Source organism: Roseateles noduli, from assembly GCF_050626985.1.
Lineage (GTDB): Bacteria > Pseudomonadota > Gammaproteobacteria > Burkholderiales > Burkholderiaceae_C > Roseateles > Roseateles noduli_A.
In genome coordinates this window covers 2,172,795-2,189,578 of record NZ_CP192463.1, presented here as the reverse complement: position 1 = coordinate 2,189,578, position 16,784 = coordinate 2,172,795, and the positions used below count along the sequence as shown (strand labels likewise).

Annotated in this window: 16 protein-coding genes; 6 read left to right on the top strand and 10 right to left on the bottom strand. The window is 69.4% G+C overall.

What is annotated here, in order from left to right:
* The first annotated feature begins 4 nt into the window (after positions 1–4).
* Positions 5–1,573 (top strand): hypothetical protein, encoded by a 1,569-nt coding sequence (locus tag ACQ4L4_RS09485; protein WP_431103993.1) that lies wholly within the window; start codon positions 5–7, stop codon positions 1,571–1,573.
* 54 nt (positions 1,574–1,627) lie between these two features.
* Here ACQ4L4_RS09485 and ACQ4L4_RS09480 read toward each other — a convergent pair whose 3' ends face one another.
* The 5 genes from ACQ4L4_RS09480 to ACQ4L4_RS09460 form a co-directional block, all read right to left on the bottom strand.
* Positions 1,628–2,326 (bottom strand): lysozyme inhibitor LprI family protein, encoded by a 699-nt coding sequence (locus ACQ4L4_RS09480; protein WP_431103992.1) that lies wholly within the window; start codon positions 2,324–2,326, stop codon positions 1,628–1,630.
* A gap of 89 nt (positions 2,327–2,415) precedes the next feature.
* Positions 2,416–2,757 (bottom strand): YciI family protein, encoded by a 342-nt coding sequence (locus ACQ4L4_RS09475; protein WP_431103991.1) that lies wholly within the window; start codon positions 2,755–2,757, stop codon positions 2,416–2,418.
* 12 nt (positions 2,758–2,769) lie between these two features.
* A complete protein-coding gene (locus ACQ4L4_RS09470) occupies positions 2,770–3,168 on the bottom strand; it encodes a hypothetical protein (protein WP_431103990.1) in 399 nt (132 codons plus the stop codon).
* Between the two features lie 29 nt (positions 3,169–3,197).
* Positions 3,198–3,467, bottom strand: coding sequence for a hypothetical protein (locus ACQ4L4_RS09465; RefSeq protein WP_431103989.1), 270 nt, complete (start codon positions 3,465–3,467; stop codon positions 3,198–3,200).
* A gap of 14 nt (positions 3,468–3,481) precedes the next feature.
* Positions 3,482–3,793 (bottom strand): hypothetical protein, encoded by a 312-nt coding sequence (locus ACQ4L4_RS09460; RefSeq protein ID WP_431103988.1) that lies wholly within the window; start codon positions 3,791–3,793, stop codon positions 3,482–3,484.
* Positions 3,794–3,958: 165 nt separating this feature from the next.
* Here ACQ4L4_RS09460 and ACQ4L4_RS09455 point away from each other — a divergent pair, with 165 nt between their 5' ends.
* From ACQ4L4_RS09455 to ACQ4L4_RS09445, 3 genes are read left to right on the top strand one after another with little or no spacing between them, the layout of a single operon-like run.
* Positions 3,959–4,408 (top strand): GNAT family N-acetyltransferase, encoded by a 450-nt coding sequence (locus ACQ4L4_RS09455; RefSeq protein WP_431103987.1) that lies wholly within the window; start codon positions 3,959–3,961, stop codon positions 4,406–4,408.
* Positions 4,405–5,058, top strand: coding sequence for a helix-turn-helix domain-containing protein (locus ACQ4L4_RS09450; protein ID WP_431103986.1), 654 nt, complete (start codon positions 4,405–4,407; stop codon positions 5,056–5,058). The genes ACQ4L4_RS09455 and ACQ4L4_RS09450 overlap by 4 nt, the downstream gene beginning before the upstream one ends.
* Before the next feature lie 43 nt (positions 5,059–5,101).
* Complete coding sequence (locus ACQ4L4_RS09445; protein ID WP_431103985.1) at positions 5,102–6,265, top strand: hypothetical protein; 1,164 nt, start codon at positions 5,102–5,104, stop codon at positions 6,263–6,265.
* A gap of 41 nt (positions 6,266–6,306) precedes the next feature.
* Here the strand turns inward: ACQ4L4_RS09445 and ACQ4L4_RS09440 are convergent, their stop codons facing one another.
* The gene (locus tag ACQ4L4_RS09440; protein ID WP_431103984.1) at positions 6,307–7,299 is read right to left on the bottom strand and encodes a heme-binding protein; all 993 of its coding nucleotides are present in this window, start codon (positions 7,297–7,299) and stop codon (positions 6,307–6,309) included.
* Positions 7,300–7,506: 207 nt separating this feature from the next.
* Here ACQ4L4_RS09440 and ACQ4L4_RS09435 point away from each other — a divergent pair, with 207 nt between their 5' ends.
* Positions 7,507–8,301: a helix-turn-helix transcriptional regulator gene (locus ACQ4L4_RS09435; protein WP_431103983.1), complete on the top strand. Its 795-nt coding sequence runs from the start codon at positions 7,507–7,509 to the stop codon at positions 8,299–8,301.
* 34 nt (positions 8,302–8,335) lie between these two features.
* Here ACQ4L4_RS09435 and ACQ4L4_RS09430 read toward each other — a convergent pair whose 3' ends face one another.
* The 3 genes from ACQ4L4_RS09430 to ACQ4L4_RS09420 are packed head-to-tail and all read right to left on the bottom strand — an operon-like array spanning position 8,336 to position 14,107.
* Positions 8,336–10,843, bottom strand: a complete 2,508-nt coding sequence (locus ACQ4L4_RS09430) for an ATP-binding protein (RefSeq protein WP_431103982.1) — start codon at positions 10,841–10,843, stop codon at positions 8,336–8,338.
* 10 nt (positions 10,844–10,853) lie between these two features.
* Positions 10,854–12,173 (bottom strand): cytochrome P450, encoded by a 1,320-nt coding sequence (locus tag ACQ4L4_RS09425; protein ID WP_431103981.1) that lies wholly within the window; start codon positions 12,171–12,173, stop codon positions 10,854–10,856.
* Positions 12,174–12,184: 11 nt separating this feature from the next.
* Positions 12,185–14,107 carry a Dyp-type peroxidase gene (locus ACQ4L4_RS09420; RefSeq protein ID WP_431103980.1) on the bottom strand — a complete coding sequence of 641 codons (1,923 nt, stop codon included), beginning with the start codon at positions 14,105–14,107 and terminating at the stop codon, positions 12,185–12,187.
* A gap of 295 nt (positions 14,108–14,402) precedes the next feature.
* Between ACQ4L4_RS09420 and ACQ4L4_RS09415 the strand changes: the two genes are divergently transcribed.
* Positions 14,403–15,848, top strand: coding sequence for an APC family permease (locus tag ACQ4L4_RS09415; RefSeq protein ID WP_431103979.1), 1,446 nt, complete (start codon positions 14,403–14,405; stop codon positions 15,846–15,848).
* Between the two features lie 87 nt (positions 15,849–15,935).
* On the opposite strand, the gene ACQ4L4_RS09410 is transcribed toward ACQ4L4_RS09415, so the two are convergent.
* Entirely contained in the window at positions 15,936–16,727 is a 792-nt protein-coding gene (locus tag ACQ4L4_RS09410; RefSeq protein WP_431103978.1) for a MetQ/NlpA family ABC transporter substrate-binding protein, read from the bottom strand.
* Positions 16,728–16,784 lie beyond the last annotated feature (57 nt).

Below are 16,784 nucleotides of genomic sequence, written 5' to 3'. Positions count from 1 at the left end.
CCTGGTGCTCGTCGTGCAGCTGCTCGCCCTTCCGCCTCTCGCCTTCCTGCCGCGTCACCGGCTCGCCGACAACCAGCGCACCGGCTTCTTCCTCAGACGGGATCGGCTGTTTGCAAGTTGTACGCCGCAGGAGCAGCAACTGCTGATCGCGCTGGCGGACCGGTTCGGCGCGGACGACTCGCCGTCGCGGGCGCCAGGCATCATCGCCTGGATCACTGCCGCGCAGGACGAGGTCCCTTCGGATGTGCTGTTCGGCGTCGTGCATTTCCTCCGGGTGCTTCGGGTACAGGTGGAATTGTGGGAAACGGGTCCGGACTTGTCCTTCGCAAATCAACTGGCCGGCAAGGCGCTGGCGTGCGCGGAAGACGCGCGCGTGCCTGCATCGCGTCGCCACGCGGCGTTGAAGCGCGCCGCGTTGTGGTCCTGGGAACTGACCGGCGAGAGCGGTCGCGACGACTCGCTCCGCGCGCTCGGCCAGTCGGCGTGGCGGATCCTGCTGGCGCTGCTGCAGGAGGATCTCGAGGCCGGCCTGGCGGTCTTCGACGAGCATTGGGCCGGCGAGGCAGCGCCCAAGCTGATGAGCCGTCTGGACTTCTACGGGGCGCCGGACCTCGCCAGGCGCCTCGCCCTGGCGCTGCGTCCGCACCGGCCGGATGCGGCGGCATCGCTCATGGGCGAGTACCTGTTCATCGGGGAGTCAGAGTTGAAGCATCGCGCCAGGGACGAGGCGGAAGATGCAGACCCGGCGATGCTGCAAGAGAGCCTGGACGCCGCCGGGGCGGCCCTGGCCGGCTGGGTGTTCACCGACGGGCTCCTCGGACCCGAGGTGGCCATGGCGGCCGTGCTGAAGCTGTTGCGCTTCGGCGATCCGTCCTCGGACCATTGGCGACGGCTGCCCGGGCACGCCATGGCATTGCTGCAGGAGAACTTCCCGGAGCGACCGCGCCTGGAGGCCGGCGTGCTGACGGGCATCGCCTTCTACGCGCCGCCTGGCGATCCTCTGGCCGTCATGGCGACGGGGATGCTCGACGCCAAGGCGGCCAGCTTCCTCAAGGACATCGACCAGGTGTGGTTCGGCGGCGGGTCGCTGCTGATGACCTTCCTCGACGACACGGTGGGCCTGCTGGACACCACCGTGATCAGCCGCCGCAATCGCCGCGTGCCGCTGCCAGCCACCCACCTCGTGCTCACGATGATGGACGAATGGCTGGACGCGCTGCTGACCGCGCGGGCGGCGGCGCACCCGGAGCTGGCCCTGGGCTATCGTGTCGCGCTGGTCCGGAGCGCCCCGCACGAGGCCCTGGTGCGCAAGCACCACCGGCTGCTGCGAGAGGAATTCGAGGCGCTCGCGCGGGCGTTTCCGAAGCAGGCCGGCGTGGCGCTGCAACGGGTCATCACGTATTGCGCCTACAGCCAGCTGGACGATCAGGCCTACAGGCACGATCTCTGCGCGGAATCGTTCGAGTTGCTGATCCCCGTCCTCGAGGCGATCTCACCGTCAGATGCCGCATTCGCGCGTCAGGGCATCGGCTGGGACATTCGCGAAGACGGCTACGACGACGGCGACGAATGACGGCACGTCTCCCGTCATGTGCCGCCATGTCCCATCACGTTCCGTCATGTCCCGTCACGTCGCGTCCGGCACGCGCGACAGCACTTCCCTCCGCCGTCGGCGGGTCATGTCGATCTGGCACAGGATCTTGACCTCGCCGGTGTAGGCGTAGCTCATGCCGTCGTGCAGCGGCACGAAGCTGCATTCGGCATCCCTGTGGTCTCGCCAGGTCTGTTCCCCCGCACGAAAGGCCTCCTGGGCCACCTGGACGTAGTCGTCGGGGGTGTAGTCCGTGAAGGCTTTCGCCAGGTAGGCGTCCATCCGGCGTTCGACGCGCTGAAGGGCCCGCTCGGCCTGCGCGAGCAGGGCCTCGCACAGCTCATCCACGCCCCGCCCGCCGGAGGGGCAGGATGACAGCGCGGCGATGCGCTGCTCGTAGAGCGTCTCCAGGCAGCCCGCGTCGCGGCAGGCATTGCGGGTGGCGAGCCAGCGTTTCTGCTCGGTCACCACTTTCTCGGGCACCTTCAGGTCGTCGCCGTCGTCCGCGGGGCGGCCGCGGGACAGGTAGGCCGTCTGCAGGAGATCGTCGAGCTCGGACAGCGAGGGGTCGCCGCAGATCAGCCGCTCGATCCGGCCGCCGGCCTTCTTGCAGTCGAAGCTGGCCGCTTCGGCCTGTCGGGGCAGCGTGATGGCGGTCATCGCCAGGGTGAGTCCCGCCATCAGCAGCAGCGTGTCTCGCAGGTGTCGACGGTGGCGCGCGCGGTCACTGGTCATTGCTCTTCGTCCTCCGCTTTCGGCAACGGCGCGGAGGATAGTGGAGACGACGTTAAGAAGATGTCTTCGCCGCCAGGTGCTGCCGGAAGTCAGGACGCCGGATCGAAGAAGAACACGCGAAGCTCCTGTTGACAGCGGCAGGCCTTGGCGATGCGCGCCGCCCAGTCGACGGCCGCCTCGCGAGAAGGGAGTTCCAGGACACAGAATCCGCCGTCGAGCGTGGGCGCCCACGGATAACCGCCTTCGGCGACCGTGCCGTCCGCCGAGACGAGCACGGGCGGGACGCTCTCGTCGATGCCGCCGCCGAAGACATAGACGCGGGCCGTCTTCGCCTCCTCGATGACGGCGTGGGAGTCGCGGACCACGGCGTCCCATTCGCCGTCAGGGACGACCATCGCGGCGCTGGGGAAGGAGATCAGGTACTTGGCCATGTGCACTTCCTTTCAGGAACTTTCGCTGCGCGCGGAGAACTCGCCATTGGCCCGCCGCACGACGGCGGCCAGGCAGACGTCGTCATAGCCGAGCCGCCGTGAGGTCGCTTGCGCCGACCGGTGAGCCATGTGGTCCACCATCACGAGACCGTTCACCGATCGCCAGGGCCGCCAACTGCGAAACAGGATGCCGCCCGACACCGCTGCTTGCGCAAAAGCATTGAGCGGCGCGTCGGGCTCAGCGTCCCAGAGAAAGAGGTTCACGTCGCCGTTGCGCCGATATGTCTCGAGGGCCCACCGTTCGAACTGGCGGATACCCGCAGCCGTGTTCTCAAACATAGCGCGTCTGTCCGTGGCGTCGACGATCTGCGCCTCGAACGATCTGGCGGCTGCAAGGATGGCAATCTTCATGGGTGCAACTCGTCCGGCATGTGCCCTCATCAGCGCCAGCACGCTTCGAACTCGATCCTCACATCGCCTTCGGACACGAAGGCCCGGTAGACGGTCCCTGCGACGAAGAGTCCGTTGTGAAGGCGGCCCGTACGAACTTCGTAATCTGCCTGCACCCGCACCGGCTGTTCATCGATATCTGTGAGCGGGTAGTTCTCCGGTGTCCAGACATTCAGGACGACTTCTCCGCAGTCCTGTTCGACCAGCTCGCACAGACGCCGCTCCAGAGCAGTCGTCGGCCGGAACGGCAGGGGGTTCACGGTGGGATTTCTCATCAGAGGTGCTCAGGACGCTTCAACCAGTCACGGACTGCTTCGCTCACCCGATTCGAGCGAAGTGAATCCAGCTTCCTGTCTCGATACGGCGACACGCTGCCCCGAACGCCGGGAGCAGAGAAATGAATCGCCTCCGCAAGCTCGTTGAGGTACGCATGACCTCGCGCGGCGTATGCCTGTCGCTCCGCATCGTTCAGCGCCAAGGTCACGATGTAGTCCACCGCGCCGTGGCTGCACGTCACCTCGAACAGAAGCGAGTCCTTCTCCCCGACGAGAAACCAGAGTTGCGGTTCGTGATCCAGCACTTCCATCGCTATTCGCGTTCCTGTCGTTGAATGACGCTTCCGAGACCCTGGAGTCTAGTTGGACACACGACGTCAGAGCGAGAATGGCCGCCGTAGTCCTGCATCGCCGACGAGGCCAGCCGGCCATCCACGCTCGCAGTCTTGCTTCCACTCGCCATCCCGGATCGCCACGTGTCCACCTTGCACATCACCACCGAAAAGTCGGACCTGGACATCGACCTGATCCACGCGTTCCTCGCGAACGAGTCGTCGTGGGCAAAGGGAATCTCGCGCCAGGTCGTCGAGCGATCCATCGAGCATTCGCTGTGCTTCGGCGGTTTCGTCGACGGACGACAGGTGGCCTTCGCCCGGGTCATCACGGATCGCGCGACTTTCGCGAACCTCGTCGATGTCTTCGTGCTGCCCGCGCATCGCGGCAAGGGCTACAGCAAGCGACTGATGGAGGCCGTGATGTCGCACGCCGATCTCCAAGGGCTTCGGCGGTTCACGCTGGCGACCGGCGATGCACATGCGCTCTACGCGCCATTCGGATTCACGTCGCCGTTGAAGCCGGCGACGCTGATGGAGCGCTACTTCCCCGGTTTGTATGAGTCGACAGCGGGCGAGAGCTTGAACGAATGACAGCGCCCATCTCCGTTCATCGCGCCTTCGAGCGGATGGCGCGCCACCGCCACGCGCAAGGCTATGTCGCGCTCGTGCTCGCCGGCGGCTACGTGGAGGCGGGTGATCGCGGCCGGCTGCGCGTCGAAGCCGGCCAGGCCGTGTTCCATGGCGAGCACGAATCGCATCAGAACGAGTTCTTCCGCGCGGGCGCGCGTGTGCTGAATCTGCCGGCGCTCGGGAGCGACTTCCACGATCCGTTCGGACATGTGGACGATGCCGACGCGATCGCCCGGCTGGCCGAGCGCGATCCGCACGAGGCCGCCGCGCTGCTGCGCCGGACCTTCCGCCCTTCGGCCGTGCGGCTCAACGATTGGCCGGACCTGCTGGCCGCAGCACTCGCGGCCGATCCGGCCCTCAGCCTCGCCGATTGGGCCGAGGCCATGGGCCTCGCGCCGCAGTCGCTCAGCCGGGGCTTCGGCCGCGCCTTCGGCACCAGCCCGAAGCGCTACCGGCTGGAGCTGCGCACACTGCAGGCGCTGCGCCGGCTGCCGGGATGGCAGGGATCGATGGCGGCGCTCGCCGCCGAGACCGGCTTCGCCGACCAGGCCCACCTGACGCGCGCCATCGTCGCCCTGACCGGACGGACGCCGACGCGCTGGGTGGGTTAAGTCCGTTCAAGAACGGAGCGCCTCGCTTGCCTAGCATCGAGGCATGCAACGACGAACCTTCCTGACCGTGCCGCTGATCGCTTCGGTGGCGTCCGTGCTTTGCACTCTGCCTGCCGACGCCCGGTCCGACGCCCCAGCCGCCGGCCGCACCCGATGGAAGGTGCGCGCTTCGGAAGGCTTCGATGCGATCGCCTTCCTCGGCCCGCTGTCGGGCACGCAGCTCTACCTGGACTTCTACGGCGAGGACGCCGCCGCCTTCGCGCCACGCCTGCCGGAGGCGGTGCGCAGCGACGTGGCACGCCTGTGGAACGAGGCGACGAAGGACGGCTTCGGGCTGCTCGGTCCCAACCTGCAGGTGCTGTTCTCCGCCAACGGCCACGACGCGACGATCGCCACGCTGCTGACCGCGCTGCGGTCGCGGCAGACGGCCATCCTGCCGAGCTACAAGGCCAGCAGCTACTGGAGCGAGGAGGACTGGGCCTGGTTCGATCGCGCCGCGCCGCGGATCGATGCGATCTTCAGCGCGATGCAGCGCGCCGGGTTCGCGGGCTTCCGCAAGGAGCGGATCGGCAACGATCTGGACCAGCGCATCGCCGAGGTGCAGCGCGCGCTCGCCGGCTTCGACGTGATCTCCTGGCAGGAGAAGCTGACCGGTCGGAGCTTCGACCCGGAGATCCAGATCGTGCTGATGCAGTTCTCCAAGCCGCACGGCATCAAGGTGCAAGGCCAGACCTTCCTGCAGGCGGCCGACTACGACACCGCGACCACGGTGCGCATCGCCGCGCACGAGATGCTCCATCCGCCCGTGCCGATGGACGGCCCGGCCGCGACCGCCGCGCTCGCGGCCTTCGGTCGCGATCCGCTGATCACGAAGATCGTCCGCGACCACGATCCCCGCTGGGGCTACACGACGCTGCCGGGTCTCCTGAACGAGGACCTGTGCCAGGCGCTGGACCAGTTGATCAGCGAGGCGCTGGGCGTGGCCCGCAATCCGGCGGATCGCTGGCGCAAATCGGACGACGGCATCCACGTGATCGCCGCCGGCCTGTACGGCTTGCTGCGCCAGGATCGATGGGCGGAGAAGGGCGGATCGATCGAGCGCTGGCTTGCTGCAGCCGCCGCCGAGGGCCGATTGGACCCGGCCGTGTTCCATCCCGTCGCCGCCCGGGTGCTGGAGCGCGCCGTCGATGCGCTGTGGCCCGCTTGAGGGAGAACGATCCGCCTCCCGTCCGCTGGCGGCGACGCGCCCTACGGCGTCACCTTCTCCAAGGTATTGATGCTGATATGCGGCCAGCGGATCAGCCCGCCGTTGGGGCTGTCCAGGAAGTCGAGCGACACGTCCTGCAGGTACTGCAGGATCATGCGCGGATTGCCCGCCTTGTCCCGTTCCCTGAGTTCGTGGATCCAGAAGGTCGACACCATCCGCCGGGCATCGGCCTGCCGCACGATGAAGGGGATGTTGTGGATGCCGGCGCTCTGTGTCGTCGTGTCCACGTGCAGGATCGTCGTCCGGGCGATGTCCAGGCCGCCGATGGCCAGGCGCAGCAGCGCCGACGGATCCACGGGGTCGAAGCCCGGAAACCCCGGGGCGCCGACCACGCCCTTGAACGGCTGGTCGTGGAAGGCCTTGTAGGGCCCGAGGTAGCGGTTGGCCGGATCGTTGATGTCGGTGTTGGGGAGGTTGCTCGGCAGGCCGCTGACCTGCGGGATCAGCGTCGCCGGATCCGGGTCGTCGACGATGTCCGACGTGCCCAGCGCCAGCACCGAATTCCCGTGCGGCACGCTGGCCAGCCGGCCCACGTCGACGTCCTGCTCGACGTGGTTGGTCATGAACAGCCACAGGCCGGGTTCGTGGTGGATCGCCAGGTTCGCGCCGCCGGCCTTGCCGCTCACCGGCAGATCCGCCGCGGCGACCTGGTGCACGACCTGCTCGTAGTCCAGCGTCACGGTGAGCTGGTCCTGCTCCGCGACCGGCGTGCCGTCGCTGATGCCGCGGTTGGGCACGGCCTTGTCCACCAGCGTGAAGACCAGCGTCTCGTCGAACTGGTTGAGCAGCAGCCGGAACGGCGGGCCCGACGGCGCGGCGAAGGGCAGCGCGATCATGTTCCAGCCCAGGCCCGCGCTCTTCCAGGTGCCCGGCAGCGGCGCCAAGGGGCCGAGTTGAGGATCCTGCGCCACGGCGGGCGCCACCCGGCGGCCGACGGCGGCCAGGGCCTGTTGCATCTGCGGTTGGAGTTTCATCGCGAGTTCCTCGGGCTTGAATGACGAGCGCATTGGGCCCGCCGGGCGGGGGGGCCCGCATCCACTCTTGGCAGGACGCGCCAGCCTCACGCGCCGTCGTCATCGGTGCCGGTCCGCCGCGCCTTTAGAACGTTTAAGGAAGCTTCATCCGGGCACAAGGACGCTTGAGCCGCGCCGCGCGACAGTGCGGTCAACAAGGAGGCGGCCATGAACCACCGTGACCAGGGAACCACGCAGAACCCGTACCGGAGGCGCTCGTCCGATGTGGCGGGCGCGTCCGGCATCGCCGAGGCCGGCATGGCGCTGGCCTTGTTCGACGAGATCGAATGCGGACTCATCGTGTGCGACGAGCACGGTCGCATCCAGTTCGCCAACCACGCCGCACAGCAGGAGCTGGCGACGCGGCTCGTGCTCCAACGCAGCGACGGCGTGCTGCGCGTCACCGCGAGCGGCGTCGGCGAGCTGGATGCCGCCATGCGTCATGCGGCCACCGGCGGGCGCCGTTGCCTGGTCCGGCTGATCGGCGCGAGCGACGAACTGATGGTGTCGGTGCTGCCGCTCCAGATCGCGGGCGACGATGCCCGCCACGTGCTGATCATCCTGGGCCGGCGCCAGCCGTGCTCCGACCTCGCGCTGGAACTGCTGGCCAGCAGCTACGGCCTGACCCTGGCCGAGCGCAAGGTGCTGGGCGCGCTGATCCGCCAGGCCACGCCGCGCGAGATCGCTTCCGCGCACGCGGTGAAGCTCTGCACGGTGCGCACGCAGATCCTGTCGATCCGCGCGAAATTCGGTTCCCGCAGCATCGAGGGCCTGCTGTTGCGCGCCGCGCAGGTGCCGCCGGTGACCGGGGCGCTGCGGCTGGCCGGCAGGGCCGCCGCGGAACCGTCCGGCGGGCAGGCGGCCACGCAGTCCGAGGTGCGGCCTGACATGCGGCCTGACATGCGGCCCGGGATGCGGCCCGAGGTGCGACCCGAGGTGCGGCCCGACATGCAGGCCGCATGATCGGCAGCGCCGGGGTCGGGTCTTGCGGTTGAAGTCAGACCCGCGCGCCGCGACCCGCCAGGGCGGTCTCCAGCGACGACGCCAGCAGCGATTCCTCGACATGCCGGCCATGCAGCATCCACAGGTGCTGATCCGAGATCGGCACGGCGCCGCCCATCAGGCGCAAGGATTCCTCGCGCGCCCGGGCCGCGAGGCGGTCGCGGCGACTGTCGCCGCGGCGATGGAATTCGTCCACCGCGCCGAGCACCCGGGCCGCCAGCTGGTGCTGCTCCCGCGCCGCGGCCAGCCACGCGAAGATGTCGCCGCGATGGAAGAACAGCCCGCAGCTGCGCAAGGCCCGCACCACGTCGGGCAGGGCCGCGCAGGCCTTGTCGAGGCGGCCCGCCGCCGTGCGCGCCGCCAGGATCGCGGCCAGCGCCTCGGCTCGGGGCAGACCGTCATGCGGGCCCGGAGGAATGCGGCGCAGCAGTTCGAGCAGGCCCTCTTCCGCGGCCTCGGGTTGGCCGGTCTGCAGCTGGATCCACGCGCGATCGGACAGCAGGTTGTAGCAGTAACGCCGATAGCCGTAGAGCTCGGCGATGTCGAGCGCCTCGCGGTTGAACGCCAGGGCCTGCTCGAACTGGCCGCGGGCATCGGCCAGCAGCCCCTCCAGTCGCAGGCGGCGCATCACGTCCGCGGCGGGGCTCTGCTCCGATTCGACCTGGCGCGCCCGCGTCAGCGCCTGCTCGGCGGCATCCAGTTCGTCGAGGGTCAGGTGCGCCTCGGCCAGCTGGCGCCGGCAGGCGTGGACGCGACGGACGCGGCCCAGTTGCTCGAACATGCCCTCGGCCCGCGCGAGCACCTCGACGCAGCGCCGGCCCGGAAGCCGGCCGTCCTTGCCGACCCGGCCCACCCATTGCCAGTATTGCGCCGCCAGCGCGAGGTCGGTGTCCGCGGTGACGAAACGCTCGACGTTCAGCAGGTTGTCCAGCACCTCGGGCACGGGCCCCGACGTGGCGAGCACGACGCTGGAGTCGGTGGCCAGGGACAGCGCCACCGCGCCTTCGCCCGGCGTCGCGATCGCATGGGCCAGCGCCGCGCGCAGGTTCGCGACCTCGTCCAGCTGGCGGTCCGAATCGCGCTCCTTGACCGCCTGCTTGAACACGGCGCGCATCGCGTGCGCATGGCGCTGGCGGATCAGCCCGATCTCGTCCAGGGCCTGCATCTGCTCGCCGGCGTATTCGCGCATCGTCTCCAGCATCTGGTAGCGCGGGCGCGCGCTGTGCTGCGCCATCACGAGCAGGGACCTGTCGAGCAGGATGTCGAGCTGTTCGAGCAGCCAGTCCTCGTCCTCGCCGGGCGCCTCGCGGACCACGGACAGCGCCGTGTCCGCGCAGAAGCCGCCATGGAAGATGCCCAGGCGCCGCAGTACCCGCTGCGTCTCCGGCGCCAGCAGCTGGAAGCTCCAGTCGAGCGCGGCGCGCAGGGTCTGGTGCCGCCGCATCGGCGCGCGGATGCCGCCGCCGAGCGTGCGCAATCGCTCGCCGAGGCGCGCGCGCACGCCGGCCAGCCCCAGCAGCGGGACCCGCGCGGCGGCCAGCTCGATGGCCAGCGCGATGCCGTCGAGCTCGCGGCAGATGTGGACGATGGCGTCCAGGTCGTCGGCCGTGGGCGCGAAGTCGGGCTGCCGGCCGCACACGCGCTCGATGAACAGCTGCACCGCCCCGTGCGCCAGCGCGTCGGAGGGCTCCGCGCCCGAGGACGGCACGCTCAAGGGACTCAGCCGGTAGAGCTGCTCGCCTTCCACATGCAGCGGTTCCTGGCTGGTGACCAGCAGGCGCAGCCGGGGGGCGTCGCGCAACAGCGCGCGCGCCAGCGGGGCGACGCCGGCCAGCAGGTGCTCGCAGTTGTCGAGCACCACGAGGAACTCGCTGTTCTGGGTGGCGCGGACCAGCTCGGCGAGCGCGCCCATCTGTCCGGGCAATTGCATGCCCAGGGTCTGCGCCACCACCGCCGGCACGAGCGCCGGGTCCTGCGTCGCGGCGAGTTCGACGATCCAGGCGCCGCCCGCGAACCGGCCAGACAGTCGCTGGGCGACGATGCTCGCCAGACTGGTCTTGCCGATGCCGCCGGCGCCGCACAGGGTCACCAGCGACGACCGCTCCAGCGCGGACGAGACGGCCTCGATGTCGGCCTCACGGCCGAACAGCGCGGGCATCACCGCGGGCACGTTGCCGCGCCGCAGGCCGGGCTGGCGATCCAGCAGGGGCTCCTGGGCCGAGGCGGTGAACTGGTAGCCCCGGCCCGTCACGGTCGTGATGGCGCCGTTGCCCAGCAGCTTGCGCAGCGTCGAGATCTGGACGGCGAGGTTGTTGTCCTCGACCACGTGGCCGGCCCACACGGTGCGGAACAGCTCCTCCTTGCCGACCAGACGGTCGCGCTGCGCGGCCAGCGTCACCAGGACATCGAAGGCACGCGCGCCCAGGGTCAACGGCAGACCGTCGGCCAGCAGCAATCGCTCGGCGGGACGAAGTTCGAATCGACCGAAGACCAGACGCTGCATGCAGGGAGTCCTACGTCATGACGACCTCGACGGCCTCGACGACCTGGAGATGGTCGAAGGAACGGAAATAGAAGTTCTCGAACCACGACGGCTGCGCGTTCGGCGCCAGGCGCAGGCCGGGCCAGGCCGTCATCAGGGCCCGGATCGCCGGTTCGGCGATCAACTTCTGCAGGTGTATACCCATGCACTCGTGGACGCCATGGCCGAAACCCAGGTGTGGCTGGGACAGGTGACGCCCCGGGTTGAATTCGTCGGCGTCCTTGCCGTAGACCGCTTCATCGCGGTTGGCCGAGGCCAGCACGCCGTAGACGCGGTCCCCCTTGGCGATCAGCTTGTTGCCGACCTCGACATCCCGGGTGGCGATCCGGTCGACCACCGAGAGCGCATGCTCGCAACGGCGAGCCTCGTCCAGGCAGGCGCTCAGCAGTCCAGGGTCCTTCTGCACCCCTTGCCACCATCGGGCATCGTCCAGCAGCAGTCGCCGGACGCAGGTGGCCAGCAGGAACTCGACCGACATGTAGCCCGCGACGGTCATGCTCACCAGGCTTCTGACCGCGACCATCGTGCTGAGTGGATTCCCGGGCGCGTCACCGACGTGCGGCGCCAGGCGCTGCAGGAAACTGCCCTCGAAGGCAGTGCCGTGACGTGCCTGCGCCAGCAGGGCCATGAGCTGGGCGCCGAGGGCCTTACCCGCCGCGGTGCCCGGCAGCTGCTGGGTCTCGTCGAACGTGTGGTCGTGATGCTTCATCACCGTGCGCGCCAGCGTGTCGAGGTCCCTGCGGGTCTGCGCGTCGATGCCCGCGCCGCCGAGGATGTCGAAGTAGACATCGCGGGGGACAGGTCGCGCGAAGTCGTCGACCAGGTCGAAGGCCTTCCCGTCCGACGACTTTCCGTCGTACGCCTTTCCGTCGGATGCCTTTCCGCCTGATGCCTTCTTCTCGATCTGATCGAGCGTCCTCTTGATCGACTGATCGACCCGGGCCGCCGCGTCCGAGGCTGCTTCGAACCAGGCGGTGGCGATCCGTTGGCGGACCAGTCCGTGCGCGGGATCGTCGAGCTGGAACATGCCGCACTGGGCGCCGTCTCCATCGACGTCGGCGCTGAACGTGACGCCGTCCTTGCACACTTGCAGGACGTCGGCGTAGCGGAAGAGGAACCAGCCGTCGAAGGGCTTCGGCGCGCGGTGCACGGGCGCCGCATTCCGGAACCGGGCGAAGACGGGGTAGGGGTCCGCCCAGAAGGCTGGATCCTTCGTATCGAAATCGGGCTCGCGCTCGGGCTCGGAGTCGCTGACGGGATCGCTGTCGCGGTCCAGGGAGGTCGTGGTCATGTCGCTGCCCTTCAGTGGGTTGTGCTGGCTTCGTCGGCGGCGTTCGTGGGCGCCGGCTGCGGTGGGGCGACCTGTGCGGGCGGCGGGCCCTGGTCGACGAACTGGTCGAGGCTGCGCAGCGCGGCGAGGCCGGGCATGAACAGGTAGAGGCTGCCCCGCGTGTACGCGAATTGCGGCAGCTCGAGGTCCAGGGCGGTGCCGTCCGGCATCGGGATCCGGAACTTGTGGGTGCCGTTCTCGGGCGTGCCGGCGAAGGGATCGCGGGTGCCGCGCAGCCCCGGGGCGAAGCCGTCGCCGTTGATCCACTGGCGCTGGATGAATTCGAACTGCCGCTCCAGATCGGCGCAGAGGAACAGGCCGAACAGGCCGGACTCCTCTTCCCCGTCCTGCGTGGTGCGCGTGTAGTGCATGCCGCGCCGCATCAGGCGACGGGTATAGCGGGCGCCGGCGATGCGGGACGTGCGCGCGTTGACGCGCCGGATGTGCGCGCCCATGGGGCATCGCAGGCCGTCGTGGTCCATCGGCGTCTTGGGAAACTCGTAGGACGGGGCGTAGTCGAAGTCGTTGCGCCTGTTCTGCGAGGCGTCCGTCGGCGCCTGATGCGGATGGAGGCTGACCGGCGCGCCGTCGAACCAGCGCCCCATCAGCTTGGCCGCCAGCCAGTCGAAATCGGCCTTCAGGCGCGTGGCCTCGGACGCGATCGCGTTGCGGAATCCCGGCGCATCCAGCGCGAGGACGCGGACGGCGCAGAAGGTCCCGTTGCCGGCGAGCGCCGCCGGCAGCGCGCCGAGGGACGACCCGCCATAGATGTTCTCGTACCCGGCGCCCAGCACGAACTCGCCGGCGGTGGAGGCCGGTTGAAGGTCGTCGCGCGTGGCGGCGGCGAGGCCGGCCACGCGGGGCTCCGCGATGCCGTCGGCAAAACCCAGCCCCTGTTCTTCCCGCGCCGGCGCGAGCGTCTGTTCCTCGACCAGCGCCAGTCCGCCGGACGCCAGCGATTCACGCAGCGCCGCGTCCGCGTCGGCGAAGGCCTTGCCATCCGCGGCATCGCGCTGGTACAGCGACACCATCACGTGGAGGTGGGGGGCCTGTTCCTGGCCGCCGAGCCACCAATGCGCCGGATCGTTGGCGTCGACATCGAAGTTGCCGGCGGCCCGCGCGAACGCGCCTTCCTTGAAGACCGATGGAAACGGGGCCAGCCAGTCCGGATGGAGCTCCAATGCCGCCATGCCGGCGGCAGTGAGGCCGATGTTCAGCATCAGCGTCGGCTTGGTGTCCTCGGTCCATGTCTCGGCCGAGGTCACGCCGGGCAGCGATGCCGTCGTCACGGTCCGGGCGGCCAGCCAGCGGCGCGCGTCGCCGGGGTGGGTCACCTCCAGCAGGTAGTGCGTGGCCCGCACGGCGCGGTAGCCCTTCAGGATGTTGCCCTGGATGTCGGCCTGCTGGACCGGGGTGTCTGCTCGATCGGGCTTGGGCATCGGCAGGTTCCTGCGGGGACCGAGGATCTCCAGCACGGTCTTGTCGGGATAGGCTGAGTAGAGGTCCAGCGCCGGAATGGGCGGGAGACCTGACACCACCACGGAGTTGTGTTCCTTGACGAACGCGAGGAACTCCGCCGGATGCTCCTTGATGGGGATGAGATGCTGGGTGCCCTCGGTGACGCCCAGCAGCTTGTCGAAGACGTCGCCGATCTCGATGGCGAAGTCGAGCACGTACGGCTCCAGCGGGCCGTCGAACTCCGTGATCACCTGCAGCGCGCTCTCGTCATGGGTCGGCAGGAAACGCGCGAAGTGCACGAAGCCCAGTTCATCGAGGCCGGCATCGATCGTCGGCTGGCGCATCTTGATCAGGCCCAGCACCGTGCTCATGGGCACGCCTTGCCGGAGCTTGAGCACCAGATTCAAGCCGTGACTGACCTGTGGAGACTTGGTCATTGGACCCTCCCATTTCGCCCGAATGCCGGATTGCCGAATGCCGGATTGCCGAATCGCCGAATCGCCGGATCGCCGGCGGCGCGGACCCTCGAAGGATCGTCCGGCTGCCGCAATCTACCGACTCGGCGGAGGGCGTCCATCATCAAGACGGATGAAGTGCGGGAGGGGGGCGGGGAGGAAAGAGGGGACTCCACGGGAACAAGCCCAGGCCGTCGCGTCGCCACGACGAAGTCGGCCGCGCGGGCCGGGGCCCCGGTAGCATCGCGCGTCCCCGTCCGAGCGTCCGTCCCCCTCCATGTCCCCGTCCGTTCCTGCCGGCGATCCGCCCGGCGCGCAGCCGCAGCGCATCCTCGACGTCCGCCATGCGATGGCGCTGTGCATCGGCATGGTGGTCGGCGCGGGCATCTTCAAGACCTCGCCGATGGTGGCGCAGTTCCTGGCCACGCCGGAGCAGCTCTACCTGGCCTGGGCGCTGGGCGGCGTGCTGTCCTTCATCGGCGGGCTCTGCTTCGCGGAACTCGCCGCGGCCTTCCCGGACGCCGGCGGCGATTACCACTTCCTGCGCCGCGCCTTCGGCGCGCGGCTCGGCTTCCTGTTCGCGTGGTCGCGCTTCGCGGTGATCCACACGGGCTCGATGGCCTTGCTCGGTTTCGTGTTCGGGGACTACCTGGCGCAGGTCGTCGACCTCTCGCCCTGGCTCGGCGAGCACGTGAGCGCATGGCTCGCGGGCGGGCTCATCGTCGCGCTGACGGGGCTGAACCTGCTCGGCGTGCGCGTGGGGCTGGGCACGCAGCTCGGGCTGACGACGCTGGTCATCGCCGGGCTGTTGCTGCTCGGCGTGAGCGCGGGCGTGCAGCACTGGCAAGGACTGGCCCCGGCGACGCCCGGCGCGCTGGGCGGTGCAGCCGGGCAGGGCGCGCTCGACGCTGCGAGTGCTGCTGGTCCCGCGACTGCCGCGAGCGCCGTGAGCGCCGTGGGCGGTGCAACCCTCTCGTGGGGCACGGCGATGGTGTTCGTGTTCCTCGCCTACGGCGGCTGGAGCGATGCGGCCACCTTGTCGTCCGAGATGAAGGACCCGCGCCGCGGCATCGTGCGCGCGCTGCTGCTGGGATTGGGAACGGTCACGGCGCTGTACCTGCTCGCGAACTGGGCCTATGTGCGCGTGCTCGGCCTGGGAGGCCTGGCGGCGAGCGCGGCCCCGGCGGCGGAGTCGATGCGCGTGGTGTTCGGACGCGGCGCGGAGGTCGCGATGGTCGGCGTCGTGACGCTGACGGCGCTGTCGGTGATGAACGCGATCCTGATCGCCGGTCCGCGCACGACCTACGCGGCGGCGCGCGATCTGGCCGCGGAGCTGCAGCTGGCGCGCTGGGACGCGGATCGCGGCACGCCCACCGTGGCGGTGATCGCGACCAGCGGCATGGCCCTGGCGTTGGTCGCTTTCGGCGCGGCGACGCGGGGCGGCTTCTCGACGATGGTCGACTACCTGTCGCCGGTGTACTGGTTCTTCATGACGCTCAGCGGCCTGGCGGTGCTGGTGCTGCGCCGCAAGGCGCCGGCGCATCCGCGACCGTTCCGCGTGCCGCTGTATCCGGTGTTGCCGCTGGTGTTCGTCGGCTGCAGCGCGTACGTGCTGTGGTCCAGCGTGGTCTATGTCAGCTCGGGCGCGATCGTCGGCGTGGCAGTACTGGCCGCGGGGGCGTTGCTGCTGTGGGGCTACGGGCGGTGGCGCCGTCCGGCGTGATGCTGCTCCGGCAGTCTGAACCGTCCGGGCCGTAGAGACCCCAGAGGTCGCAGAGGCTGGACGCCAGGGGCCGGCTGATGCGCCGACTCAGAACGCGACGACCAGCGAATCCGCGAAGCGCTCCGCGACGAACTGCCGGACCTCGGGCGACTGGAAGGCGCGGACCAGCTTGGTCACCCAGGGTCGGCCCTTGTCCTGCGTCCTCACGGCGATCAGGTTGGCATAGGGGCTCCTGGCGTCCTCGATCGCGATGGCATCGCGCTTCGGAACCAGCCCCGCCTGCACCGCGTAGTTGGTGTTGATCGCGCTCGCATCGACGTCGTCCAGCGTGCGAGGCAACTGCGCGGCGTCGACCTGGACGATCTGCAGCTTGCGCGGATTCCCGGCGATGTCGAGCGTCGTGGCCGAGATGCCCGCACCCGGCTTCAGCGTGATGACGCCAGCCCTGTGCAGCAGCTGCAGCGCGCGGCCGCTGTTGGTCGGATCGTTGGGGATGGCGACGCGGGCGCCGGTCGCCAGCAGGTCGAGCCGCTTGATGCGTTTCGAGTAGAAGCCCAGCGGCGCCGTGACGGTGACGCCGACCGCGCTGAGCTGGTAGCCGCGCGCCTGGATCTGCGACTGCAGGAAGGGCAGGTGCTGGTAGCTGTTGGCCTGCACGTCGCCGGCGTCCAGCGCGGCGTTGGGCTGCACGTAGTCGGAGAACTCGACGATCTGGAGCGTGAGGCCGTCGCGGGCGGCGACCTTCTTCGCGACCTCGGCGATCTGCGCGTGCGGGCCGTTGGTCACGGCGATCCTGATGATCTCCTCCGCGCGGCTCGCGGCGGAGAAGAGCAGAGCGGTGGCGGTGAGGCCGAGGAGGGCGGAACGTCGAGTGGCCATGTCGATGGGTGGACGAGTGATCGGAGAACGGGCGATGAGAACGAGAAAGAGCCCGGG

Bases quoted from the DNA above. Each gene is read 5' to 3' on its own strand.
- ACQ4L4_RS09415 (WP_431103979.1), top strand. From the start codon at position 14,403: ATGTCCCCGTCCGTTCCTGCCGGCGATCCGCCCGGCGCGCAGCCGCAG.
- ACQ4L4_RS09440 (WP_431103984.1), bottom strand. From the start codon at position 7,299: ATGAAACTCCAACCGCAGATGCAACAGGCCCTGGCCGCCGTCGGCCGC.
- ACQ4L4_RS09425 (WP_431103981.1), bottom strand. From the start codon at position 12,173: ATGACCACGACCTCCCTGGACCGCGACAGCGATCCCGTCAGCGACTCC.
- ACQ4L4_RS09475 (WP_431103991.1), bottom strand. From the start codon at position 2,757: ATGGCCAAGTACCTGATCTCCTTCCCCAGCGCCGCGATGGTCGTCCCT.
- ACQ4L4_RS09460 (WP_431103988.1), bottom strand. From the start codon at position 3,793: ATGGAAGTGCTGGATCACGAACCGCAACTCTGGTTTCTCGTCGGGGAG.
- ACQ4L4_RS09435 (WP_431103983.1), top strand. From the start codon at position 7,507: ATGAACCACCGTGACCAGGGAACCACGCAGAACCCGTACCGGAGGCGC.
- ACQ4L4_RS09470 (WP_431103990.1), bottom strand. From the start codon at position 3,168: ATGAAGATTGCCATCCTTGCAGCCGCCAGATCGTTCGAGGCGCAGATC.
- ACQ4L4_RS09445 (WP_431103985.1), top strand. From the start codon at position 5,102: ATGCAACGACGAACCTTCCTGACCGTGCCGCTGATCGCTTCGGTGGCG.
- ACQ4L4_RS09450 (WP_431103986.1), top strand. From the start codon at position 4,405: ATGACAGCGCCCATCTCCGTTCATCGCGCCTTCGAGCGGATGGCGCGC.
- ACQ4L4_RS09410 (WP_431103978.1), bottom strand. From the start codon at position 16,727: ATGGCCACTCGACGTTCCGCCCTCCTCGGCCTCACCGCCACCGCTCTG.
- ACQ4L4_RS09480 (WP_431103992.1), bottom strand. From the start codon at position 2,326: ATGACCAGTGACCGCGCGCGCCACCGTCGACACCTGCGAGACACGCTG.
- ACQ4L4_RS09430 (WP_431103982.1), bottom strand. From the start codon at position 10,843: ATGCAGCGTCTGGTCTTCGGTCGATTCGAACTTCGTCCCGCCGAGCGA.
- ACQ4L4_RS09420 (WP_431103980.1), bottom strand. From the start codon at position 14,107: ATGACCAAGTCTCCACAGGTCAGTCACGGCTTGAATCTGGTGCTCAAG.